Source organism: Amycolatopsis sp. AA4, from assembly GCF_002796545.1.
Taxonomy (GTDB): domain Bacteria; phylum Actinomycetota; class Actinomycetes; order Mycobacteriales; family Pseudonocardiaceae; genus Amycolatopsis.
In genome coordinates, this window is record NZ_CP024894.1 from 4,481,875 (window position 1) to 4,504,090 (window position 22,216).

At 71.7% G+C, this 22,216-nt stretch carries 20 protein-coding genes; 11 read left to right on the top strand and 9 right to left on the bottom strand.

Annotated features, from left to right (window positions below; translation table 11 throughout):
- Positions 1–62: 62 nt before the first annotated feature.
- Genes CU254_RS20870 through CU254_RS20895 form a run of 6 tightly spaced genes read left to right on the top strand, consistent with a single transcriptional unit; the run spans position 63 to position 7,401 of the window.
- The gene (locus tag CU254_RS20870) at positions 63–1,223 is read left to right on the top strand and encodes an ADP-ribosylglycohydrolase family protein (RefSeq protein WP_009079098.1); all 1,161 of its coding nucleotides are present in this window, start codon (positions 63–65) and stop codon (positions 1,221–1,223) included.
- A complete protein-coding gene (locus CU254_RS20875) occupies positions 1,220–2,539 on the top strand; it encodes an ADP-ribosylglycohydrolase family protein (protein ID WP_100266837.1) in 1,320 nt (439 codons plus the stop codon). The genes CU254_RS20870 and CU254_RS20875 overlap by 4 nt, the downstream gene beginning before the upstream one ends.
- Positions 2,536–3,429 (top strand): ribokinase, encoded by an 894-nt coding sequence (locus tag CU254_RS20880; RefSeq protein ID WP_009079102.1) that lies wholly within the window; start codon positions 2,536–2,538, stop codon positions 3,427–3,429. The genes CU254_RS20875 and CU254_RS20880 overlap by 4 nt, the downstream gene beginning before the upstream one ends.
- Complete coding sequence (locus CU254_RS20885) at positions 3,426–5,375, top strand: SUMF1/EgtB/PvdO family nonheme iron enzyme (protein WP_009079104.1); 1,950 nt, start codon at positions 3,426–3,428, stop codon at positions 5,373–5,375. Before CU254_RS20880 ends, CU254_RS20885 begins: the two co-directional genes overlap by 4 nt.
- On the top strand, positions 5,372–6,580 hold the full coding sequence (locus CU254_RS20890) for a CaiB/BaiF CoA-transferase family protein (RefSeq protein ID WP_009079106.1): 1,209 nt from the start codon (positions 5,372–5,374) through the stop codon (positions 6,578–6,580). The genes CU254_RS20885 and CU254_RS20890 overlap by 4 nt, the downstream gene beginning before the upstream one ends.
- The gene (locus CU254_RS20895) at positions 6,577–7,401 is read left to right on the top strand and encodes a CoA ester lyase (RefSeq protein ID WP_009079108.1); all 825 of its coding nucleotides are present in this window, start codon (positions 6,577–6,579) and stop codon (positions 7,399–7,401) included. The genes CU254_RS20890 and CU254_RS20895 overlap by 4 nt, the downstream gene beginning before the upstream one ends.
- On the opposite strand, the gene CU254_RS20900 is transcribed toward CU254_RS20895, so the two are convergent.
- Positions 7,398–9,338, bottom strand: a complete 1,941-nt coding sequence (locus CU254_RS20900) for an MFS transporter (RefSeq protein WP_009079110.1) — start codon at positions 9,336–9,338, stop codon at positions 7,398–7,400. The genes CU254_RS20895 and CU254_RS20900 overlap by 4 nt on opposite strands.
- Positions 9,339–9,393: 55 nt before the next feature.
- Here CU254_RS20900 and CU254_RS20905 point away from each other — a divergent pair, with 55 nt between their 5' ends.
- Entirely contained in the window at positions 9,394–9,903 is a 510-nt protein-coding gene (locus tag CU254_RS20905) for a MarR family winged helix-turn-helix transcriptional regulator (protein WP_037714330.1), read from the top strand.
- Between the two features lie 670 nt (positions 9,904–10,573).
- On the opposite strand, the gene CU254_RS20910 is transcribed toward CU254_RS20905, so the two are convergent.
- On the bottom strand, positions 10,574–11,101 hold the full coding sequence (locus CU254_RS20910) for a pyridoxamine 5'-phosphate oxidase family protein (protein WP_009079113.1): 528 nt from the start codon (positions 11,099–11,101) through the stop codon (positions 10,574–10,576).
- 54 nt (positions 11,102–11,155) lie between these two features.
- The gene (locus CU254_RS20915; protein ID WP_009079115.1) at positions 11,156–12,010 is read right to left on the bottom strand and encodes an MBL fold metallo-hydrolase; all 855 of its coding nucleotides are present in this window, start codon (positions 12,008–12,010) and stop codon (positions 11,156–11,158) included.
- A 226-nt stretch (positions 12,011–12,236) separates the two neighbouring features.
- Here CU254_RS20915 and CU254_RS20920 point away from each other — a divergent pair, with 226 nt between their 5' ends.
- Positions 12,237–13,448, top strand: coding sequence for an IS110 family transposase (locus CU254_RS20920; RefSeq protein ID WP_009076656.1), 1,212 nt, complete (start codon positions 12,237–12,239; stop codon positions 13,446–13,448).
- A gap of 37 nt (positions 13,449–13,485) precedes the next feature.
- Here the strand turns inward: CU254_RS20920 and CU254_RS20925 are convergent, their stop codons facing one another.
- From CU254_RS20925 to CU254_RS20940, 4 genes are all read right to left on the bottom strand, one after another.
- Positions 13,486–13,893, bottom strand: coding sequence for a RidA family protein (locus CU254_RS20925; protein ID WP_009079119.1), 408 nt, complete (start codon positions 13,891–13,893; stop codon positions 13,486–13,488).
- A 69-nt stretch (positions 13,894–13,962) separates the two neighbouring features.
- A complete protein-coding gene (locus CU254_RS20930) occupies positions 13,963–14,961 on the bottom strand; it encodes a zinc-binding dehydrogenase (protein ID WP_199785945.1) in 999 nt (332 codons plus the stop codon).
- 127 nt (positions 14,962–15,088) lie between these two features.
- A complete protein-coding gene (locus CU254_RS20935; RefSeq protein ID WP_009079122.1) occupies positions 15,089–16,402 on the bottom strand; it encodes an FAD-binding protein in 1,314 nt (437 codons plus the stop codon).
- A gap of 72 nt (positions 16,403–16,474) precedes the next feature.
- Positions 16,475–17,365: a LysR substrate-binding domain-containing protein gene (locus tag CU254_RS20940; RefSeq protein ID WP_369871182.1), complete on the bottom strand. Its 891-nt coding sequence runs from the start codon at positions 17,363–17,365 to the stop codon at positions 16,475–16,477.
- A 92-nt stretch (positions 17,366–17,457) separates the two neighbouring features.
- Between CU254_RS20940 and CU254_RS20945 the strand changes: the two genes are divergently transcribed.
- On the top strand, positions 17,458–18,456 hold the full coding sequence (locus CU254_RS20945; RefSeq protein WP_037714333.1) for a DMT family transporter: 999 nt from the start codon (positions 17,458–17,460) through the stop codon (positions 18,454–18,456).
- Here the strand turns inward: CU254_RS20945 and CU254_RS20950 are convergent.
- The gene (locus CU254_RS20950) at positions 18,381–19,505 is read right to left on the bottom strand and encodes a hypothetical protein (RefSeq protein WP_100266839.1); all 1,125 of its coding nucleotides are present in this window, start codon (positions 19,503–19,505) and stop codon (positions 18,381–18,383) included. The genes CU254_RS20945 and CU254_RS20950 overlap by 76 nt on opposite strands.
- Positions 19,496–20,323 carry an alpha/beta fold hydrolase gene (locus tag CU254_RS20955; RefSeq protein WP_009079130.1) on the bottom strand — a complete coding sequence of 276 codons (828 nt, stop codon included), beginning with the start codon at positions 20,321–20,323 and terminating at the stop codon, positions 19,496–19,498. The genes CU254_RS20950 and CU254_RS20955 overlap by 10 nt, the downstream gene beginning before the upstream one ends.
- 96 nt (positions 20,324–20,419) lie before the next feature.
- Between CU254_RS20955 and CU254_RS20960 the strand changes: the two genes are divergently transcribed.
- A complete protein-coding gene (locus CU254_RS20960; protein ID WP_009079132.1) occupies positions 20,420–20,791 on the top strand; it encodes a helix-turn-helix domain-containing protein in 372 nt (123 codons plus the stop codon).
- 61 nt (positions 20,792–20,852) lie between these two features.
- Entirely contained in the window at positions 20,853–22,061 is a 1,209-nt protein-coding gene (ftsW, locus tag CU254_RS20965) for a putative lipid II flippase FtsW (protein WP_009079134.1), read from the top strand.
- The last annotated feature ends 155 nt before the right edge of the window (positions 22,062–22,216 follow it).

Genomic DNA, 22,216 nt, shown 5'->3' on the forward strand with positions numbered 1-22,216 from the left:
CCCGGCGCGCACAACAGGCGCGGGCGGACTGCCCGCGCCGGGCAACGAAGGGACGCAAGCCGGTGACCTGGCTGGAGGACCGCGCGGTGGCAGTGATCACCGGCGCGGCAGTGGGGGACGCGCTCGGCGGCGCGACCGAAGGGTGGACGCCCGAGCAGATCGAGGAGCGCCACGGCGGCCGGGTGACCGGGATCGTCGGCCCGTGGTACCCGAACTGGCGCGACGCGCGCCCGATCGCGCCGTACCACAAGGGCGACGGGCACATCACCGACGACACCTTGATGACCCGCGCGATCGTGGAGGTGTACGCGAAACGCCGCGCGCACCTCGACGCGTACGCGATGGCCGAGGACCTGGTCCCGCTGATGATCGGCGAACCGCGCTGGGTGCCGGAGCTGGAGTCGACGGCGCTGCTGCTGCAGCGGGTGTTCCTCGCCGAGAAGTGGATCGTCGCGAAGCTGCACTACGGGCACGTCGACCCGCGCGAGGCGGGCGTCGGCAACATCGTGAACTGCGGCGCGGCGATGTACATCCCGCCGGTCGGCGTGGTGAACCCGGGCGATCCGCACGCCGCGTACGCCGAGGCGATCGACCTGACCGCGCCGCACCAGTCGAGCTACGGCCGGGAGGCCGCCGGGGTGCTGGCCGCGATGGTCGCCGCTTCGGTCGCGCCGGGCGCCTCGATCGGCGACGTCGTGCAGGCGGCGCTGTCGGTGGCGCACGACGGGACTTTGGCGGCGCTGCAGGCGGTGGTCGAAGCCTTCCAGAGGTGGCACGCCGCGCCCAAGACGGACGACGAGGAGCGTGCGCTCGCGCGGAAAATCCGCGAAGTGGTCGCTCCGTTCGATTCGGTCGGGCCGGAGTACCGGCAGATGTCGATGGACGCGCGGCGGCCGTCGCGGACCAAGGCGATCGAGGAATTGCCTGCCGCGCTGGGATTCGTGCTGGGCCACCAGGGCGACTACCGCGGCGCGGTGCTGGCCTCGGTGAACTACGGCCGGGACGCGGATTCGATCGCGTCGATGGCGGGCGCGCTCTGCGCCGGGCTCGGCGGGGCGGCCTCGGTGCCGGACGAATGGATCGATCCGATCGGCGAGGCCAGCAAGACGGATCTGCGCGAGACCGGGCGGCTGCTCGCGTCGGCCGCGACGGACATCGTCAAGGCCGACCGCGCGCGGGCCCAGGCGCGGCTCGCCGCCCTCGACGCGCTGGCCGCGGCATGAGGCTGACCTGGGCCCAGCCCGAAGACCTGCTCGCGCACGAGTTCGTCCAGTCCGCTGCGGAGGGCAAGGACGTCGCCTCGGTGCGGGAGCGCTGGATCGCCGCCGGCGGCGATCCGGTGCCCGCCGTGAGCGGAGCAGGGCCGCGGCCGGCGCCCCCAGCGTTGCGGGCGCTGGCCCGGACGCTGCTGGACGAACTGGCCGCGCTCCCCGCTCCGGCCGCGCCGCACGAGCCGGACGGCTGGGACGAGATCGCCGCGCTGCTCCCGGCCGCGCCGGTCCTCCCCTCGTCCGCGGCTGACCGCACGCTCGGCGCGTGGACCGGCCGGGCGGCGGGATGCCTGCTCGGCAAGCCGGTCGAGAAGATTCCGCGCGAGGGCATCGAGGAGATCCTGCGCGCGACCGGACGCTGGCCGCTGGACCGGTGGTTCACCGCGGCCGGGCTTCCGGACGACGTCGCCGCGCGGTGGCCGTGGAACCGGCGGTCGGCGCCGACATCCCTGGAGGAGAACATCTCCGGGATGCCGGAGGACGACGACCTCAACTACCCGATCCTCGCCCTGACGCTGCTGGAACGGCACGGCCGCGAGTTCACCACCGACGACGTCGCGCAGCTCTGGCTGGAACAGCTGCCCGCCGGACGGGTGTTCACCGCCGAGCGCGCCGCGTACCGGAACCTGCTGGACGCGCGCCCGGTGCCGGAGACCGCGACGCACCTCAACCCGTTCCGCGAGTGGATCGGCGCGTTGATCCGGACCGACGTCTTCGGCTGGGTCTCCCCCGGCGACGTCCGCGGCGCGGCGCGGCTCGCGTGGGCCGACGCGCGGCTCAGCCACACCCGCAACGGGATCTACGGCGCGATGTGGGCCGCTGCGCTCGCGTCGGCGGCGATGGTGTGCGACTCCGTCCACAATGTCCTCGACGCGGCGGAAACCGTTCTGCCGCCGAGCAGCCGGTTGGCCTCAGCGGTGCGATTCGGCCGCGAGGCGGCGGCTTACGACGACGGGCTGGACCGGTTGCACGCCCGGTACGGCGACCTGCATTGGGTGCACGTGCTCAACAACGCCGCGGTGATCGCGTATGCGCTGGCCCGCGGCGATGGCGACTTCGGGAAGAGCATCTCGCTCGCGGTCACGGCTGGCTGGGACACCGATTCGGCGGCGGCGACGGTCGGCGGGGTGGTCGGCGCCCTGGTGGGCGTGGACGGGATCGGCGAGCAGTGGACGAAGCCGCTCGACAACCGGATCGCGACGTCGCTGCCCGGCGGCGAGCAGCGGATCACCGACCTCGCCGCGCGGACGGCTCGGGCGGTGCGATGACTGGGCGAGTGGTCGTGGTCGGGTCGGCGAATGTCGATCTGGTGGTCGACGTGCCGCGGCAGCCGCACGGGGGCGAGACCGTCCTCGGCGGCGATCTTCGGCGGAGTCCGGGAGGCAAGGGAGCCAATCAGGCGGTGGCCGCGGCGCTCGCCGGTGGCGCGGAAACGACCTTCCTCGGGGCATTCGGTTCCGACGATGGTGCGGACCTTCTATTGGCGTCGTTGACGAACGCCGGGGTGCGGACCGATTTGGTGTCGCGAGTGGACAGTGCGACCGGGACCGCGTTCATCATGGTCTCGCCGGACGGCGAGAACTCCATTGTGGTCGCGCCCGGAGCCAATGCGCGGCTCTCGCTCGGCGAGGCGCAGCTGGAGCGGATCGCCGCGGCGGACGTCGTGCTCGCGCAGCTGGAGATTCCGCTCGAAGCCGTGACCGCTGCCGCCGCGGCCCGGCGGTCCGGTGCCCGGATGGTGCTCAATGCCGCGCCGTCCCGGCCGCTGCCGGAGCTCGATCTGGACGTGCTGGTCGTCAACGAGCACGAAGCGGCCGACTTGGCCGGGATACCGGGTACGCCGGAGGAATTGGCTCGGACGCTCCAGAAGCGCGCGCCCGCGGTAGTGATCACGCTCGGGGCGGCCGGGTGTGTGGTCGCTGACCAGGAAATCGTGCAGCTGCCCGGTTTTCGGGTGTCCCCTGTGGACACCACTGGCGCTGGGGATACGTTCTGCGGCGTGCTCGCGGCGGCTCTCGCCGAGGGACGTCCGCTCCGCGAAGCCGCCGAACGCGCCGGAGCCGCCGCCGCGCTCGCGGTCACCCGGCCCGGTGCGCAGTCCGCCGTGCCGACCGCCGCGGAGGTCGCCGAGTTCGCTGCCGGAGGAAACGCCCGATGACGTACGTGTTCGACCCGCTCGTCCCGCGCCCGATCGACCGGCCGACCGAGGTCCCGCTCGGCGCGCCGCTCTCGCCCGAGCAGCTGGTCGCGCTGGACGAAGCCAAGATCTTCGTCGGCCCGGCGGACCCCGCCGACCGCGAGGAATGGCGGGCGCGGCTGCACCAATGGCGTGCCGACGCGCACGAACGGCACAACTACCACGGCCGCGCCTACGCCCGGCCGGAAGCCGCGTGGGCCGCCGGATGCCACACCGTCGCGCAGGTATGGCTGTGGGACGAGTTGCTGTATTCGTTCGAGGAGCACCGGTTCACGCCGGAACGGTTCCTCGCCGACGCGCACCAGCGGTTCGGCGGGCTCGACGCGGTCGTGCTGTGGCACGCGTACCCGGTGATCGGGCTCGACGACCGCAACCAGTGGGACTTCTACCGCGACGTGCCCGGTCTCCGCGAGCTGGTCGAGACGTTCCATTCGGCGGGCACGCGGGTGTTCGTGGACTACAACCCGTGGGACGTCGGCACGCGCCGGGGCAAAGACGACGCCACGGAATTGTCCGCGGTCCTGGCCGATTTCGGCGCGGACGGCGTCTTCCTGGACACGTTGAAGAAGGCGGATCCGGCGCTGGTCGAGCAGCTCGAACGCGCGCGTCCCGGGGTCGTGCTGGAGGGCGAATCGAAGCTGCCGGTCGAGCGGATCGAGGACCATTCGGCGTCGTGGGCGCAGTTCTTCGCCGATTCGCCGGTGCCGGGCGTGCTGCGTTCGCACTGGTACGAACGGCGGCACATGCAGCACCACGTGCGGCGATGGCACCGGGACCACACTGAGGAACTGCAGTCGGCGTGGCTCAACGGCGTCGGCGTGATGGTCTGGGAAGTCGTGTTCGGCGTGTGGGTCGGCTGGTCGCGACGCGACGCGGCGACCGTGCGGCGGATGGTGACGGTGCAGCGTGCCGCCGGTGACCTGCTGCGCAAGGGCGAGTGGACGCCGTTGGCTCCCCTGACGCCGGAGGCCGAAGCCGCTGGGGTGTATGCCTCGCGCTGGGAACTCGGCGACTGGACACTGTGGACAGTGGTGAACCGGGGCGCCTCGGACTATCTCGGGCCGGTGGTCGACGGGCCGGTGATCGATCTGTTCGCCGACGGGCGGGTGCCTGCGCGCGGGATTTCGGCGCTGCTGCGGGTCGCCGACGGTGCGGCGGAGCCGTCGTGGCTCCCCCAAGTGGCGACCTTGCCGCACGATCCGGATGCTCGCTTCCCGCACCGGCTCGCGGCGCGGGTCGAGCCGCAGCCCTCGAGCGGTGTGCCGGACGACGACGCGATCGTGGTGCCTGCCGGGCCGTATGTGCTGACGGTCCGGTACCGCGGCCGCGAGACCGGGATGTACCAGGGCGCGCCGTATGTGGACGAGTGGAAGCCGCTGCCGCCGCGGCTGCACGACGCCCGGACGCTGCAGCGGGACGGTTCGCTGGCGTCGCCGGTCGCCGTTGCCGCGACCGAGGTGACCAATGGGCAGTTCGCGGAATTCCTTGCCGCTACGGGGTATCGGCCGGTCGAGCCGCACCGGTTCCTCGCGCATTGGGCCGACGGCCGGCCCGCTGCCGAGGACGAGCCGGTGACCTTCGTGGATCTCGACGACGCCCGCGCGTACTGCGCGTGGCGCGGCGGCCGGTTGCCGACCGAGGACGAATGGCAGCTCGCCGGGGAGACCGGCGGACTGCGGCGCGGGACGCCCGCGGTGTGGAACTGGACCGAAAGCGAACATTCCGACGGGAGGACCCGATTCGTGATGCTCAAGGGCGGCAGCGATTACCGCGCCGAGGGTTCCGAGTGGTACGTCGAAGGCGGCCGCCACGCGCCGGAGTACAGCGTCAAGCTGCTGCTTCCCGGGCTGGGGCTGGCTCGCGGCGCGACCGTCGGGTTCCGCTGTGCGTGGGACGTGCCGCGATGACCGTGTCGAGGGACGCGTCCGCCGGGGCGCTGGCCGGGCTGCGGGTGGTGGACGCGTCGACGTTGTTCGCCGGGCCGATGGCCGCGATGCACCTCGGAGACATGGGTGCCGAGGTGATCAAGGTCGAGCACCCGACCCGACCGGACCCGTCGCGCACGCACGGGGTGGCCAAGGGCGACGTCAACCTGTGGTGGAAGACGTTGGGGCGCAACAAACGCACCGTCACGGCGAACCTGAGCAGCGACGGCGGGCGCGAGGTGTTCCTGGCGCTCGCCGCGACCGCGGACGTGGTGATCGAGAACTTCCGGCCGGGCACGCTCGAACGCTGGGGGCTCGGGTACGAGGAGCTGTCCGCCCGCAATCCGGGGCTGGTGCTCGCGCGGGTGACCGGATTCGGCCAGTTCGGGCCGTACTCCCCGCGTCCCGGCTTCGGCACGCTCGCCGAGGCGATGAGCGGGTTCGCCGCGGCCACCGGCGAACCGGACGGACCGCCGACGCTGCCGCCGTTCGGGCTCGCCGACGGGGTCGCGTCGCTGGCCACCGCGTACGCGATCATGGTCGCGCTGGCCGGCCGGACCGCCACCGGGCGCGGCCAGGTCGTGGACGTCGCGATCATCGAACCGATTCTCGCCATGCTCGGCCCGCAGATCACGCGATGGGACCAGCTCGGGACAGTTCAGCCGCGCACCGGCAACCGGTCCACGAACAACGCTCCGCGCAACACTTACCGCACGAGCGACGGCCAATGGGTGGCAGTGTCGACGTCCGCGCAGTCCATCGCGGAACGCGTGGTGCGGCTGGTCGGACGCCCGGAACTGGCCGACGAACCGTGGTTCGCGACCGGCGCCGACCGGGCCGCGCACGCGGACGAACTGGACGAGGCCGTCGGCGGCTGGATCACACAACACACGCGCGACGAGGTCGTGGCGGCCTTCGAGAAGGCGCAGGCCGCGGTCGCCCCGATCTACGACGCGGCCGACATCGTCGCGGATCCGCAGTTCCGCGCGCTGGGCACGATCCACGAGATCGAGGACCCGGAGCTGGGCACGACGTTGATGCAGGGCCCGCTGTTCCGGTTGTCGGACAACGACGGGGTCATCGGTTTCACCGGCCGACCGCACGGCGCGGACACCGACGAGGTGCTCAGCTCGCTCGGCTTCCCCGCGGCACGTATCGCCGAACTGCGGGCGGAGGGAGCGGTATGACCCCCGCGTTGACCCTGCTCTACGTCCCCGCCGACCGGCCCGACCGCGTCGCCAAAGCCCTCGCGTCCGACGCCGACGTCGTCCTGGTCGACCTGGAAGACGCCGTCGCCCCCGCGCAGAAGGACGCCGCACGAGACAACGCGATGCGGCTCTTGGCCGACGTACCCGCTTCGCGACCGGTGCAAGTGCGGATCAACCATCCGGACACGCCGTGGCACGCAGCGGACGTGGCCGCAGTCGCCGAACTGCCGACATGGGTGGGCGCGCGGCTGCCGAAGGTCGAAAGTTCGCTCGACGTCCGCTCGCACGCCGATGCCTTGCCAGGGCGGGAATTGCACCCGCTGATCGAGTCGGCGCTCGGGGTGGAACGGGCGCTGGAGATCGCACTCGCCTCCTCGCAGACGGCGTCGCTCGGCCTGGGCGAGGCGGACCTGCGCTCCGACCTGCGGCTCGCCGACGAAGCCGGGCTTACGTGGGCCCGCAGCCGGATCGTGAACGCCGCCCGCGCCGCGCGCCTGCCGCCGCCCGCGATGTCGGTGTACGCGAACGTCCGGGACCTCGAAGGCCTGGCGGAAAGCTGCCGAGCCGGACGAGCCCTCGGCTTCCGGGGCCGGACGGCGATCCACCCGGTGCAGTTGCCGACGATCCGCGCGGCTTTCCTGCCGACCGCCGAGGAAGTGGCGCGGGCCCGGGAGGTACTGTCCCGAATGGACGGTGCTACGCAAGCCGGGGTCGGGGCGATCGCGCTCGCGGACGGGACGTTCCTGGACGTCGCCATGCGAGACCAGGCCCTGGCGATACTGGCGCTCGCGTCCGACTAACTCTTGTCCGCGGAAACCAGCCTCAGCAACGGGTCGAAGCGGGCCGGGCCCTCGGTCGTCAGCTGAAGCGGTTCCGCGACCGGCTGGTATCCGGTCACGACGACGGTGTACTCGCCGGGGAACAGGTCGTCGACGGCGTAGTGGCCCGCCTCGTCCGTGACGGTCACCCGCTGGACCTGCCCCGCGGCGTCCAGCACCGCGACCTGCGCACCCGGGAACGGGCCGCGGACCGCGTGCACGGTTCCGGTGAGCCGGACCGACCGCGTCAGTTCGACGTCCTCGCGCAGCGGTTCCGCGCCCACCTGCACGTGGCGGGCCGCCGGCTCGCGGCCGCCTGCCTGGACGAGCAGCAGGTAAGCACCCGCCGGGGCGTCGAGGGCGAAACTGTGGTCCGCGCCGGTCGCGGTGCGGCGTACCTCGTGAGTTTCCAAGGACGTCAACGAAACCGACGCGGTTTCCCCGGGCGCGAGACCGCTCACCGCACCGGAAATCGCCGCGGGGGCCGGGGCCGGGCGGCGTTTGCGGGTCCGGGAAAGCAGCACGTCGACGACCCCGAACAGCAACGCGAGCCCGACCAGCGCCGTCGAGCCGATCAGCCCGAGAGCGGTCGCGGAGTGGTAATCCCCGTGCGAACGCCCGAGTTCGCCGAAGAACAGGGACCCGCCGAGCGCGGTGCCGACCGCCGAGCCGATCCGCTGCCCGGTCTGCAGCACGCCGGCCGCGGTGCCGCCTTCCGCGGGCGGGACCTCTTCCAGGGCGAGCGTCGAGTTCGGCGAAATCACCAGCCCGCTGCCGAACCCGCCGACGAACAACGGCCCGGCCAGCACGAACGCGGTGTTCGCGCCGGAGTAGTCGCGGACGAGCCACGCGGTCGCGGCGAGCCCGATCGCCACGAGCAGCGTCCCGAGCACGACCATCGGCCTGCCGAACCGGTGCACGAGCCGCCCGCCGATGGTCGGCGAGATCGCCGAGCCGATCGCGAACGCGAGCATCGCGGTGCCGGCCTGCAGTGCCGTGTAGCCGAGGCCCTGCTGGAAAAAGAGCGTCAAGACCAGGAAAATCCCGGTGAATCCGGCGAAATAGACCATGCCGAGCGCGGAACCCATCGAGTAGCTGCGCACGGTCAGCAGCTTCAGGTTCACCAGCGGATGCTTGCCGCGCTTGCCGAGCCAGCGTTCCCACAGCACGAACAGCACGAGCAGCCCGGCCGCGACGCCCATCAGCCACCAGCGCGGCGCCGCCGCCTGTTCCTCTTCCTCGATCAGCGGCAGCATCACCAGCACGACCGCCACGCCGAGAAGCACGCTGCCGACCAGGTCCGGCGTCCGCTTCCGGCCGCTGCGCGCGTCCTTCGGCAGCAGGCGCAGCCCGAACAGGATCGCGAGGATGCCGATCGGGAGGTTGACGTAGAACACCCAGCGCCAGCCCTCGTCGACGCCGATGCCCTGGATCAGCAACCCGCCGAGCACCGGCCCGATCGCGGTGGACAACCCGACCGTCGCCCCGAACGCGCCGAACGCCTTGCCCCGCTCGCGGCCGGAGAACAGCTGCTGCATCAGGCCGATGATCTGCGGGTTCAGCAACCCGCCCGCGACGCCCTGCCCCAGCCGGGCGACCACGAGCCAGGTCGCGTTCTGCGCCGCGCCGCACAGCACGCTGGTCGCCACGAACAACGCCAGCCCGAGCAGGAACATCCGGCGGCGCCCGTAGTCGTCGCCGAGCCGTCCCGAGGGCACCAGCGCGAGGCCGAACGTGAGCGCGTACCCGGACACGACCCACGAGACGTCCGCGGGCGTCGCGCCGATGCCGTGCTCCATCGAGGGCAGCGCGACGTTGACGATGCTGACGTCGAGCAGCGTCATGAATCCGGCGATGAGGCACACCCACAAGGCGCGCCAGCGCTGCGGATCGGGTTCGGGTTCGGGCGAAGGGGACACGGACCGTCCTGATTCGAGACCGGTAAGATAATTACTGGTGTTAGAATACTCGCCCATGCCAGCGGAGCGGGACCACGTCGACGGAGTCATGGCGCAGATCACCGGCGTGCGCGCGGAAGACCGGGTGAGCAAGGCGCTGAGCTTCCGCCTGCTGCGCGCCGCCCGCTTGCTGGAAACGGAACTGCGCCGCGAATTCGACGCCTTCGGGGTCGGGCTGTGGGAAGTGGAACTGCTGGGCGCGCTCAAACGAGCCGGTCCCCCGTACCGCCTTTCGGCCGGGCAGCTGCTGGACAGCATGCGCCTGACGTCCGGCGGGGTGACCAAACGCGTGGCCGGGCTCGAACGCAAAGGCTGGGTACGCCGCGACATCGACCCGGACGACCGCAGGCAGATCCTGGTCAGCCTGACCGACGAGGGCCTGACGCGGGCGCGCGAGGTATTCGGAATGAAGACACAGACCGAGGCCCGGCTGCTGGGCGTCCTGCCGCGGGCGGAACAGAACCGGATGAACGACGATCTGCGGAAGCTGCTGCTGGACTGGGAAGGCCCGGACGGGCGGGCTTGATCGGCCGAGGTCTCGTCGTTGCCGCTCTGGGCACCCGACGGCACGCGGCCTTCCGTCGGGCCACGTCATCGCGGCAGGTGGTGGGCGAGTTCGCCCCTGCCGCCGCTTTGACCACTCAATCCCGGTAGGTGGCAGCATCCCCAACCGCACTCGTCCCCCAGGGGGATGCTCGCTGAAGCGGCAGACGATCCCACCGCACTTCCTCCCCCGCATGACGCGCCGTGCGGCTCCGCCGACGCAACCCTCACCGCACGCCGCAAGGCGAGCCGGACGAGTGCCACGGCAGCGGCCCCACGCCCGGCGCGCGGCACAGCACCGTCAAAGCGTCCCCTCCGCAGTCGCCAGCCAGCGGCAGCCGACCTCCCCCGCGCTCGCCCCGCCATGTGGTTCCGCCGACGCAACCGCCACCGCACGACGCAGCGCGAACCGGGAGGAGTATCGCGGCGGCGGATCCGCACTCGGCGCGCCGACCTGCACCGTCAAGGCGTTCCCGTCGGCAGTCGCAACCAACAGCAGACGACCTCCCTCGCACGTCGCGCCATGCGGTTCGGGCCGACATACCCCCTACCGCGCCGGGCCGGTCCAAGTGCCACGGCAGCGGAGCCACGCTCGGGGGACCGCCGTCAAAGCGTCCCGGCCACGGTCGCCACCTGGACGCAGACCACCGCGATCACTCCCCCGCGAACTCCCAACACGTCGCACCATGCGGCTCCGCCGACGCAACCCCCACCGCACGACGCAGCGAGAGCCGGTACAAGTGCCACGGCGCCGGGCCCGCGCTCGGGGCGCTGAACGGTGCCGTCAAGGCGTCTCCGTCCGCGGTCGCTGGCCAGCCGCCGGAGCGGTAGACCTCGGCCAGGCGCGCCACGGTGTCGGCATCGGTGACGCGGTGGGCGTCGCCTTCCAGCACCAGGTCCAGGCCGCGCAGCCGGACCGAAATGCTGCACGCCGGGTTCGCCGCGAGGTTTCGGGAGCGGCGCGTGCCCGGTCCGCCGACGAAGTACAGCGCGTCGTCCACCCAGACCGCGCCTACGCCCGCCGAGTGCGGGCGGCCGTCCGGGCGGACGGTCGCGACGAAGAACGTCAGGTCGGCGGTCGGGGTGTCGGCGGCGAGGACATCGCGGGCGCGGCTCCACGGCAGCGCGGAGTTCCCGTAGCGGTCGAGGTTCCGGGTCGAGGTTGCTTCGTAATCAGTCATGCCTCTGCGTCGAACGGGGTCCCGCCAAATCGACACGGCCCCGCGAGCACAAGGTCAGGCGGCTCCTAACGGGGTGGGGCGGTAGCGGAAACCGTCGCCGTCTCGGTCGATTCGCCCGGGCGAGAAGTGCGCGGGCAGAACTAGCGCGTCCCGTTCGACGGCCAGTTCGCACAGCGTCCGCCGGGACTCCGCGGCGGTGTCGGGGTCTGCGTCGCCGCCCTGGGCCAGCGTCAGGTCCGAGAACTGGAACGGGTGGTGCAGCACATCCCCGCTCACCAGGGCGTGCTGCCCGCCGCCGCTGAGTTCGGCGATCAGGTGTCCGGTGGTGTGGCCGGGCAGGGAACGCAGGGTGATGCCGTCCGCCACCTCGTACGGCAGGTCGATCAGCTCCGCCAGTCCCGCTTCGACTACCGGGAGGACGCTGTCCTCGAACGTCCGCGCCAGGTCGGCGGCCACCCCGTCTTCCGGGCCCGCCGCGTGGATCTCTTGGAGCCACGCGTATTCCTCGCTCGGGATCAGGTACCGGGCGCGCGGGAAGGTCGGATCCCAGAAACCGTCGACCAGCCGGGTGAAGCCGCCGCAGTGGTCCGGGTGCAGGTGGGTCGCCACGACGACGTCGACGTCCTCCGGCACGACGCCGACCGCGGCCAGCCGGTCCAGGTACGGCGTGTCGAGCTGGTGGTGCGCCAGCAGGACCGGGCGTTCCTTGGCGTTGCCGTTCCCCGCGTCGAGGAGCACGGTCTGGTCCGGCGTGCGCACCAGGTACGTGGTGATCGACAGGTCGAGATCCCCGCGGTGATCCCCCAGCTGTTCCGGCGTCACCGCGGGGAACATCTCGGCCGGGGCGAACGGCCAGTGGTCCAGTTCGGTGACCGCGTCGACGCGCAGCGGCCCGAGGGTCACGGTCATCGGATGTCCCTAAGTTTGTGGGTGTCTGGGGTTGGTGCCCTGGATGCCCGGGGCGGTGGGGTGTAGCTGATCGGTTGTTGCCTGTTGTCGAGGCTCGAAAGGACTGGCTGCCCCGCCGTGCTGGACGCTCCGTTCGCTGATTGAGAGCTGTTGCGGGTCGTCGCTGTTTAGGGATCTGTCGGCGGGGTTGTCCACGGGCGTGACCTGCAATGACAGGAGTGGATGGGTGGCGATTCGCCTTGAGGTCTGGGTCGGGATCGATGTCGGCAAATCGATGCATCACGCGTGTGCGATCGACACCGACGGGAAGGTGCTGTTCAGTCAGAAACTCGGGAATGATCAGCGCGCGATCGAGCAGTTGATCGCTCGTGCCAGTGCGGCCGCTCAGCGGGCGCAGTGGGCGATCGATTTGACGAGTCCGATGGCGTTGCTGCTGATCACGGCGCTGCTGGCTGCCGACCAGTCGGTGACCTATGTGCCGGGCCGGGTCGTGAACACGATGACCCACGGATTCCGAGGCGAAGGAAAAACCGACGCCAAAGACGCTCGGGTGATCGCCGAAACCGCCCGGCTGCGAAGGGATCTGACCGAGGTCACGATGCCCGATGAGCTGGCGGTCTCGCTGACCCAGCTGACCAGCTACCGCGCCGACCTGATGTCGGACTGGGTGGCCGGGATCAACCGGCTGCGGGCGCTGCTGGGCTCGATCTTCCCCGCTCTGGAGGCCGCGTTCGACTACTCCAACCGAACCCCGCTGATCCTGGTCGCCGGGATGTGCACCCCCGCCGAGATCCGCACCGCCGGAATCGGCGGTGTCACAACCCATCTCACCGACAACAAGGCATGGGGTCCGGCGATCGGCAAGACCGCCGCGACCGCGGTCGCCGCCGCCGACGCCCAGGACCTGGTGCTGCCCGGCGAAGCCGATGCCGCGATGCTCGTCAAACGCATCGCCCGCAAGCTGCTCGACCTCGACCGCGAGATCAAAGACACCGACAAGCTGATCACCGCCCGATTCCGGCGACATCCGTGGGCGAGGATCATCGAGTCCCTGCCCGGCATGGGCCCTGGACTGGGCGCCGAATTTCTCGCCAGCACCGGCGGTGACCTGGCGACCTTCGCGACCGCCGGCCGCTTGGCGTCCTATGCCGGATTGGTGCCGGTGCCACGCGACTCCGGTCGTGTCAGCGGAAACCTGCGCCGTCCCAAACGCTACAACCGACGCCTGCGCAGGGTCTTCTACATGGCCGCCCTGTCCAGCCTGCGCACGCAAGGCCCGTCCAGGCGGTTCTACGACAAGAAGCGCGCCGAACGACTCATCCATACCCAAGCCCTCCTAGCGCTGGCCCGGCGACTCGTCGACGTGCTCTGGGCACTGCTGCGCGACGGCCGCGAATTCACCCTCGACACACCGAATCCGGTCACTGTTGCGGCTTGACACGGTCATTGAGAGTCCTGTCGTTCGGCGGGCAGGCTCATCGCGGCACCGCGGCCATCGCTTCGATTTCCACGGCCAGCTCCGGTTTCGCGAGCGCGGACACGACGATCAGCGACTGCGTCGGCCAGTCGCTCTCCGGGAACCACCGGCTGAACACGTCGCCGGTCGCCGCCCGGAAACCGGGCAGGTGCTCGGTGCCGGCGACCATGCTGAAGACCTTCACCAGGTGTTCCGGCCCGGCGCCCGCCGCGGCGAGCACGCGTTCGATGTTCGCCAGTGCCTCGCGCGCCTGCGCTTCGGCGTCCGGCCCGGCGAGCGTGCCGTCCGGCCGGGCTCCGATCTGCCCGGCCACCACGACCAGCTCGTGCCCGGCGGGAATCTGCGCGACGTGGCTGTAGCGGCCGACCGGAGCCGCGACCGTGCCGGGATTCCAGCGCTTGCTCATCAGGTGTTCCCCTCCCTCGGTTCGTGCTCCCAGTTGACCATGCGGCACCGACAAAAAATCATCGGCGGGTCACCCGATCGCGACGACCAGCTTCCCGAACTGGTCCCCCGACGCCAGTTCGGCCAGCGCTCGCGGCCCGTCGGCCAGGTCGTAGACGTGGTGCACCACCGGCCGCACGCGGTGTTCGGCGACCAGCGAGACCATCTGCGCGAATTCCCGCGCGCTGCCCATCGAAGTGCCCAGCAGGCTGATCTGCCGGAAGAAAAGATTGCGCAGCGACAGTGCGACGTCCGGGCCGGTGGTCGCCCCGAGGCTCACCATCCGGCCTCCGGAGCGGAGCACGGAGAGACAGGCGTCGAAGGTCGCCGACCCGATGCTGTCGACGACCAGGTCCACCGGTTCGCCGAGTTCCGCGGCCCAATCGCCGCCGCTGCCGATCGCCCGGTCGGCACCCAGTTCCGTTGCCCTGGCGAGCTTTTCGGGACTGCGCGAGGTGACGCTAACCGTCGCGCCGACGGCTTTCGCCATGGCGAGGGCGAAGGTCGCGACCCCGCTGCCGATGCCCGGCAACAGCACGTGTTCCCCCGCCGAGAGACCGCCGCGGGTGAACAGCGCCCGGTACGCGGTGAGCGCGGCCAACGGGAGCGCGGCGGCTTCGGTCCAGCTCAGGTGCTCGGGCTTCGGCACGACGTTGCCCGCCGGGACGACGACGTACTCGGCGAGCGTGCCATCGGTCGGCACCCCGAGAATGGCGGGGACCTCCGGCACCGCGTCCGGCTCGGCCCAGTCGAGCGACGGGTTGATGACGACCTCGGCGCCGGCCTCGACGGCGGCGTCCGCTCCCACGGCGGTGACCACTCCGGCCCCGTCCGAGCCGAGGACCGTCGACGGGTCGGCCGGACCGCGACTGTCCACGATGAACAGGTCCCGATGGTTCAGCCCGGCCGCCTTCAGCCGGACCAGCACCTCGCCCGGCCCGGGTTGCGGCACGGGAACCTCCGCGACCCGCACCCCGCCGACTCCCGCCGCGCCCTCGTGGACCACCGCCCGCATCGTTTTTGTTGTCACGTCCGCGAACCTAACAGCCGCGTCCGTGCGCCGCCGACCCGGCGCGAATCCCGTCACAACAGGGAATTTTTTCGCTGCCGACGCCGATCCGCCGACCTTCCGGCACCAGCCTTTCACCAGGCTGAGCTCAGCCGAGCGGGATGGCGCGGAAAACCCCGTCCGGGTCGTAGCGGTGTTTCAGGTCGCGCAGCCGGGCCGAGTTGGGGCCGAAGACGTTCCGCGCGGGGAGATCCGGCCCCAGCAGGTTCGCGTACGCGTGCGGCAACGCGAAGGGGGCCAGCGCGGCCGAGGCGGCATCCGCCCAGGCCCGGTCGTCGTTGCCCTCCCCCATCCCGAGGATCTCGACCAGCACGTGGTCCTCCCGCAGCGGGAACGGCGTGTCCGCCACCGGGACCCGGGACGCCGCGCCGTGGAAGTGGTGGATCGACAGTCCGGACAACGGCGAAGTCCGGGCTTCCGCGGCCGAAACCAGCACCGACACCGCCTCCGGAGTGAACGCCGGAAGCGACCGCGTGCGGATGGTGACCGAGCGCCCGCCAGGAAACATCGCGTCCCGGCGCGCGACCTCCGCCGCGTACGACGAGACCGTCTCGATCTGCGAGGCCAGCGGCGGCCCGAGCCGGGCCAGGAAGCTGTCCGGATCCGCGGGGCCGCACCAGGTCGGCCAGGCGAGCACGCACAGCGAACCGTCAGCACCGGCCAGCACGCCCGTCTGCACAGTGAGTTCGTCCGGCGCATCGGCCTGGATTTCGGCGACCGCGGCGAAAACCCGGGCCGCGTCCGCCGCCGCGTACCAGACCGGGCCGGTCGTGATCTCAGGCGTCGCGTGCAGCCGCACGCCGAGCGCGGTCACCACGCCGAAATTCCCGCCGCCACCCCGCAACGCCCACCACAGGTCCGGCAGCCGCGAAGCGTTGGCGAGCACCACTTCACCGTCCGCGAGGACGATCTCGGCACCGAGCAGATTGTCCGCAGCCAGCCCGTATTTGCCCAGGAAGGGCCCGTAACCACCGCCGAGCGCGAGCCCGGCGAACCCGACCGTGCCGATCGTGCCCACCGCCGCGAGCAGGCCGTGCGCCTCCGCCGCCGCGAGCACCTCGTTGGCCTGAGCCCCGCCGCCGACCACCGCGGCTCGCCGTCCGGCGTCGACCGCGACCCGGTTCAGCCGGCGGAGATCGAGCGTGAGCCCGCCGTCCGCCACCGCGCGTCCGGCCCAGTCGTGGCCGCCGCTGCGCACGGACAACGGCAAGCCCAGTTCGCGCGCGGCCCGCACCGAGGCCTGGACGTCCGCCGTGCTCCGGCATTCCACCACCACCGCCGGACGCGCGGCGACGGCGGCGTTCCACACCGTCGCCGCCGATTCGTACTGAGGGCCGGACGTGTGCACCTGCCCGGCGGAAAGCCGGGCCCGCAAGACCCGGGCGGCGTCCTCGGCGGTCATCGGCGGCTCCCCTGCTCGTCGATTCCGACTCTAGGGCCGAACCGGCCGGAAAAGGCGGCCGCGCAACAAGATTCAGCGATTCACATAAGTCGCCGACGCCTCGCCGAGCGCCTCCAGCGCCGCCCGGACCCCGCCGTGCGCCTCCTCGCCGGACCGGCACGCGGCGACGATCGTGCGGTTCAGCACCGGCCGAGTGGCGAGCATCCGGACGCCGTCGGGCACCGGTCCTCGGGCGAGCCGCGGGACGAGCGCGGCGCCGACGTTGCCCGCGACGAGCGCCAGCTGCGTCACGTAACTGCCGATGGTGCAACTGATCCGCGGTTCCAGGTCCTGCGAACGGAGCACGTGCACGAGCCATTCGTAGCAGCCGGAACGGCCGGTCCAGCTGATCCACGACACGTCGTCCACCTCGGAGAGGTCGACCGTGCGGCGGTGCGCGAGCCGATGCGTGGCGGGCAGCGCGAGATCGGCGACGTCGGAGAACAGCGTGACCTGCGCGATGCCCGGCGGGACCACGGTCGGCCGGTCCGCCCAGCTTTCGAACACCGCGACGTCGAGATCCCCGGCAAGCACCTTCGGCAGCGTCTGCTCGGCCTCGCCCTCCACCAACGTCACGTCCAGCCGCGGGTGCTGCTCGGTGAGCGTGGCGAGAGCGGGCGGGAGCAGGGCGTGCACGCACGTCGCGATCGACCCGATCCGCAGCGGGCCGAACACATCCTCGCGCAGCCGTTCGAGATCCGTGCGCGCTTCGGCCAGCTGGGCCAGCACGCGTTCGGCGTGCCCGGCCAGCACCTGCCCGGCGCGCGTGAGCCGCACGGTCCGGCCGCGCGGCTCCAAAAGCGCCTGGCCCGCTTCCCGTTCCAGCTTCGCCAGCTGCTGCGACACCCCGGACGGCGTGACGTGCAGCGCGGCCGCCGCGCGGGCGACCGAGCCGTGCTGCGCGACCGCGTGCAGGGCGCGCATCCGATCCACACTGAACACGGTAGTGATGCTACCGAATTTCGCGCAGGAACATTCACTTGTCCTTGATAGTTAGCGCCCCCACCATAGAAGGCATGACCACCGAAGCCGCTCCGTTGCCGACCGCCGGTCCGATCGCCGCGCTCACCGGCCGCGCCGATCCCCGGCTGCTGGCCGCGGCCGGCTGCCTCTGCATCGCGCTGACTTCGGTGCTCATCAAGGTTTCCGGGGCCAGCGGCGCGACCAGCGCGTTCTGGCGCTGCGCGCTCGCGCTGCCGCTGCTGGCGATCCTGGCGTTCAGCGAGGCGCGCCGGACGCGCGTGCGCGCGAAGATCCTGCTGCCGCTGCTGGCCGGGCTCGGTCTCGGGCTCGACTTCGTCCTGTGGGGCGAGGCGATCCCTCGCGTCGGCGCGGGCGTCGCGACCATGCTGCTGTCGGTGCAGGTGGTGATCGTGCCGCTGCTGGCGTTCGTCTTCCTCAAGGAGCGGCCGGACCCGCGGTTCAAGTTCGTCGCGCCGACGCTGATCGCCGGGATCGTGCTCGCCGGCGGCGTGTTCGGCTCGGCGACGACCGGCTCGGACCCGGTGCTGGGCCTCGTTTTCGCGCTCGCCGCGGGGGCGGGCTATTCCGGTTACCTGCTGCTGCTCCGGCTCAGCAGCAGCCCCGCGACGCAGGTCCGCTCGCTGTCGCTGGCCACCGTGTCGGCGGGCTTCGTGTCGGTCGTCCTCGGCCTGCCGTTCGGCCGCCTCGACCTGGCCCCGAGCCTGCCGTCGCTCGGCTGGTTCGCCGCGCTGGCCCTCGTCGGCCAGGTCGTCGGGTGGCTGCTGATCGCCGGTGCGCTGCCGCGGCTGGCGGCCTCGACCGGCGCGACGATGATGCTGCTGCAGCCGGTCGGCGCGGTCGCCTTCGGGTTCCTGCTGCTGAGCGAACGGCCGGGCGCGCTGCAGCTCGTCGGCTGCGTGATCGTGCTGGGCGCGGTCTGTTTCGCGGGCCGCGGCGCGGGAAAGAAGCGCGCGGTTCAGCCGTCGGCCAAGCTCAGCCCGACGGAGTCGAGCAGCCCGCGCGCCATGTCCCTGAACTCGTCACGGCGGTGATCGACCAGGCCGTCCCCGCCGAGCAGCTCCGCGGCCAGCTCGTCGACCGGCCAACAGACCAGCTTGCCGTGCCGTCCGAGCAGCAGCCCGACCTCCCGGATCCGGTACAGGTCGGCGACGTCGAGCCAGGCGTAGAGCAGGATCTGCCACAGCCAGCGCCCGGCCCGGTCCGGATCGCCGACGGTCAGCACGGTCTTCACGTCCAGCAGCGTGCCGACCGACATTCCCTGCTCGGGGTCGAGCTTCCCGAGCAGGAGATCGCCGTCGGCCCAGCCAGGGACGATGGTCGGTCCGGCGATCCCGAGCGGATAGCCCTCCGGCGGAGCGCCGCCGAGCCGGCGCAATTCCCACAGCGCACCGTTGTCGTGCAAGCGTTTCGCTAGTTCCGCCAGTTCGGTCACCTGCGCGGCGGAGGGCAGCGCGCGCAGGTCCGCGATCGTGCCGCCGCCGTCGACGACCCGGGCCAGCCGAGGGTCGATCCGGCCGGAGCGGTAGATGTCCTCGCACGCCGACAGGACCCAGTTCGTGCGCGCCAGCCCTGCCTCCGCACCCGGTCCGCCGAGCACGCCGGGCGGGGCGTGCTGGGCTTGGTACCGGCGAGCGCGTCCCAGCAGTTCGCCCCACAGCGCCTCGGCGCCCGGGAGCGCCGCGCCGTCCGGCAGGCCGTCGCCGAGGTCGAGCCAGGTCGCCGCCGCCGGACGGATGCCGAGCGCCCGCGCCCGGTACTCCGGCGGAAGCTCGTCGTGCGTCGGGTACTGGGCGGCTTGCGCGTGCGCCCACGGGCCGCTGCCCCACTGCGCGCGCACGATGCCGAGCAGCGCGTAGTACGGCGGCGCGGGCTGCACCAGATCCGCGATCCGCTGGCCGAACGCGCCGCCGATCTCGGCCCAGTGCTCCCGCGGCGGACGCGCGAGCGCGGGGCGGACCGGGCGCACGCCGTTCGTCGCCTCCTCGACCCGGCGCGCGGTCGCGGCCGTGCCGGTGAAGACCCGGGCGCACCAGCGCGCGAGCTTCCCGCGCGGGTCGGCCAGCTCGGATGTCAACGACACCCGGCCAGTATCTCCCGGGAGAGGAACGGCAGCAGGAGATCGAGGAACTCGCGCGGCCGGTCCAGCGGGATCAGGTGCCCGCAGTCCGGCAGGACGCGGCCGGCGAGGTCGTCGGCGACCGGGCGGAGCTGCTGCTCCAGCGCGTCGCCGACCGGGTGCGCGCCGATCGCCATCGTCGGGACGGTCAGCCGCTTCGCCGCCGCTTCGGTCAGCTGCCGGGCGCTTTCCGGCATCGCCCGGTAGTACTCGAAGGCGCAGCGGAGCGCTTCCGTGCCGGTATACGCCTGGGCGAAGGCGGCTTCGATGTCTGCCGGAACACCGCGTCCGAGCGTGCCCTGGTCGAGGAACCACCCGACGTACTCCGCCTCGTGTCCATTGAGGACAGTCTCGGCCAGTCCCGGCACCGCGTGGAACCCGAACCACCACGGCGGGCTCGCCGGGAAACCCCAGGGCAGCGACTCCATCAGCACCAGGCGGCGCACGCGCTCCGGCTGGCGCAGCGCGAGCAGCAGCGCACTCGACACCGCCAGGTCGATCGCGACCACGTCGGCGTTCGGCTCCCCCAGCGCGTCGAGCAGTCCCGCGAGGTCAGCGGCGACGGTGCCAGCGTCGAAGCCGCTTTCCGGGCGGCTGCTCGCACCGAGGCCGCGGAGGTCCGGCGCGACGACCCGGTACTGCTCGGCCAGGGTCGGGACGACCTTGCTCCACAGCTGCCAGGTGTGCGGGAACCCGTGCAGCAACACGAGCGCCGGACCGCTCCCGGAGACGGCGACGTTGAGCCGCACCCCGTTCGCTTCGACCTGCCGCACCGCGTCCATCGGACCTCCTGTGGTTACCATTGGTGACCAGCACACGGTAGGTAACTGAGGCAGTGCCGCCAAGACGGCACTTTCCCGACAGGTGGTGAGCCCGAGGTGACCCCCTCCGCCCGCGGCGACCTGTTCGACCCGGCCTGCCCGACGCGGCGGCTGCTCGACCGGATCGGGACGAAGTGGACGTCGATGACGGTCAAGATCCTCGCCGAGGCCGCGCCGGGCGAGGTGCGCTTCGCCGACCTCCGCCGCCGCATCCCCGGGGTGTCGCAGAAAATGCTCTCGGTGACGCTGCAAAGCCTCGTCCGCGACGGGCTCGCCACGCGGCGGGTCGAGGACACGGTGCCGCCGCGGGTGCATTACCGGCTCACCGCGCTGGGCGCGTCGCTGGAATCCGCGCTCGCGGCGCTGCGGACGTGGGCGGAAGAGCACATGGCCGAAGTCGACGAGGCCAATCGCAAATCCGCCGGGTAATTTTCGCCACCCGGGCGAGTCGGTCAGCCACCGCCGTGCGGAAACAGCACACACTCCCGCTGTGGAATCGCCAACCGAACGGGACAGCAAACCCGCACGGCACGCAATCGGACAGTTCTTCGCGCATCCGCTCGCGTCGTTCCGGATCATCGTCGCGATTTGGGCGCTGCTGACGCTGCTCGGCGCGGTGATGGCGCTGTCGTCCTCGGCCGCCGCGGCCGACCCGGCCGCCGGAACCGGGGTGTACCAAGCCTTTTTCCGGCATTTGACGTTCGTCGCGCTCGGCGCGGGCGCCTTCGTCATCGGCCTGCGCGTCCCGTTTTCCCGGATGCGCAAGGCAGCCACCCCGGCGCTCGCCGCGGCTTTCGTGCTGTTGCTCCTGGTGCTCACCCCGCTGGGCTCAGACCACGGCGGCGCGCAACGCTGGCTCTCCGCCGGGCCGATCACCTTGCAGCCAGTGGAAATCGCGAAGGTCGCGCTGGTGTTCTGGGGCGCGCATTTGCTGGTGTCGAAGCAGAAGGTGCTGCACCACTGGCGGCATCTGCTGGTGCCGCTGATCCCGGTGACGCTCGCGTTGTGCGCACTGCTGCTGGCCCAGCCGAATCTCAGCGGCACGGTCACGCTCGCGTTGATCACCCTGGGCCTGCTGTGGTTCTCCGGTGCGCCGAAACGCCTGTTCGCCGCCATTCTCGCGGGCGGGGTCGCCGGAATCGTCGTGCTCGCCCTTTTCGCGAGTTATCGCCTCGCGCGCATCCTTTCTTTTCTTTCGCCGAATCCCGACGCGAGCGGCAGCGGCTACCAGGCCCAGCAGGCGCAATACGCGCTCGCCGACGGCGGCTGGTTCGGCGTCGGGCTCGGCCGGGGCGCGGCGAAGTGGAGCTACCTGCCGGACGTCCAGAACGACTTCGTCTTCGCGCTCGTCGGCGAGGAACTCGGGTTCGTCGGCTGTGTCGCGGTGCTGGGATTGTTCGGCTACCTCGCGGTGATCGGGCTGCGCACCGCGACGCGGGTCGCCGATCCATGGGTGCGGCTCGTCGCCGGGACGACCACGTTGCTGCTGGTGGCGCAGGCGCTGATCAACATCGGCTACGTCGCGGGCGCGCTTCCGGTGACCGGCGTGACGCTGCCGCTGGTGTCCGCGGGCGGGACGTCGCTGGTGGTCACGATGCTGCAGTTCGGCATCCTCGCCCAGGCCGCGCGCCAGGAACCGGCCGCGCAGACGTTCCTCGCCGGGGTGCGGAAGAAGACCTCCGGTACAGTCCCGGCATGATCAACAAGGCCCTCTGCCGCCGGACCTGACGAAGCGACCCGCGCCGGAGTCCTCAGTGGACTCCCGGGGCCTCGCGGACGCCCCTCCGCCGCTCGGTACTCTCGTGACCTTCGGGTGAACGCGAGATGGCCGCCAGGCGAACCGGCGGACCGGAG

Bases quoted from the DNA above. Each gene is read 5' to 3' on its own strand.
- CU254_RS20875 (WP_100266837.1), top strand. From the start codon at position 1,220: ATGAGGCTGACCTGGGCCCAGCCCGAAGACCTGCTCGCGCACGAGTTC.
- CU254_RS20880 (WP_009079102.1), top strand. From the start codon at position 2,536: ATGACTGGGCGAGTGGTCGTGGTCGGGTCGGCGAATGTCGATCTGGTG.
- CU254_RS20885 (WP_009079104.1), top strand. From the start codon at position 3,426: ATGACGTACGTGTTCGACCCGCTCGTCCCGCGCCCGATCGACCGGCCG.
- CU254_RS20890 (WP_009079106.1), top strand. From the start codon at position 5,372: ATGACCGTGTCGAGGGACGCGTCCGCCGGGGCGCTGGCCGGGCTGCGG.
- CU254_RS20895 (WP_009079108.1), top strand. From the start codon at position 6,577: ATGACCCCCGCGTTGACCCTGCTCTACGTCCCCGCCGACCGGCCCGAC.
- CU254_RS20905 (WP_037714330.1), top strand. From the start codon at position 9,394: ATGCCAGCGGAGCGGGACCACGTCGACGGAGTCATGGCGCAGATCACC.
- CU254_RS20910 (WP_009079113.1), bottom strand. From the start codon at position 11,101: ATGACTGATTACGAAGCAACCTCGACCCGGAACCTCGACCGCTACGGG.
- CU254_RS20915 (WP_009079115.1), bottom strand. From the start codon at position 12,010: ATGACCGTGACCCTCGGGCCGCTGCGCGTCGACGCGGTCACCGAACTG.
- CU254_RS20925 (WP_009079119.1), bottom strand. From the start codon at position 13,893: ATGAGCAAGCGCTGGAATCCCGGCACGGTCGCGGCTCCGGTCGGCCGC.
- CU254_RS20935 (WP_009079122.1), bottom strand. From the start codon at position 16,402: ATGACCGCCGAGGACGCCGCCCGGGTCTTGCGGGCCCGGCTTTCCGCC.
- CU254_RS20940 (WP_369871182.1), bottom strand. From the start codon at position 17,365: ATGCGCGCCCTGCACGCGGTCGCGCAGCACGGCTCGGTCGCCCGCGCG.
- CU254_RS20945 (WP_037714333.1), top strand. From the start codon at position 17,458: ATGACCACCGAAGCCGCTCCGTTGCCGACCGCCGGTCCGATCGCCGCG.
- CU254_RS20955 (WP_009079130.1), bottom strand. From the start codon at position 20,323: ATGGACGCGGTGCGGCAGGTCGAAGCGAACGGGGTGCGGCTCAACGTC.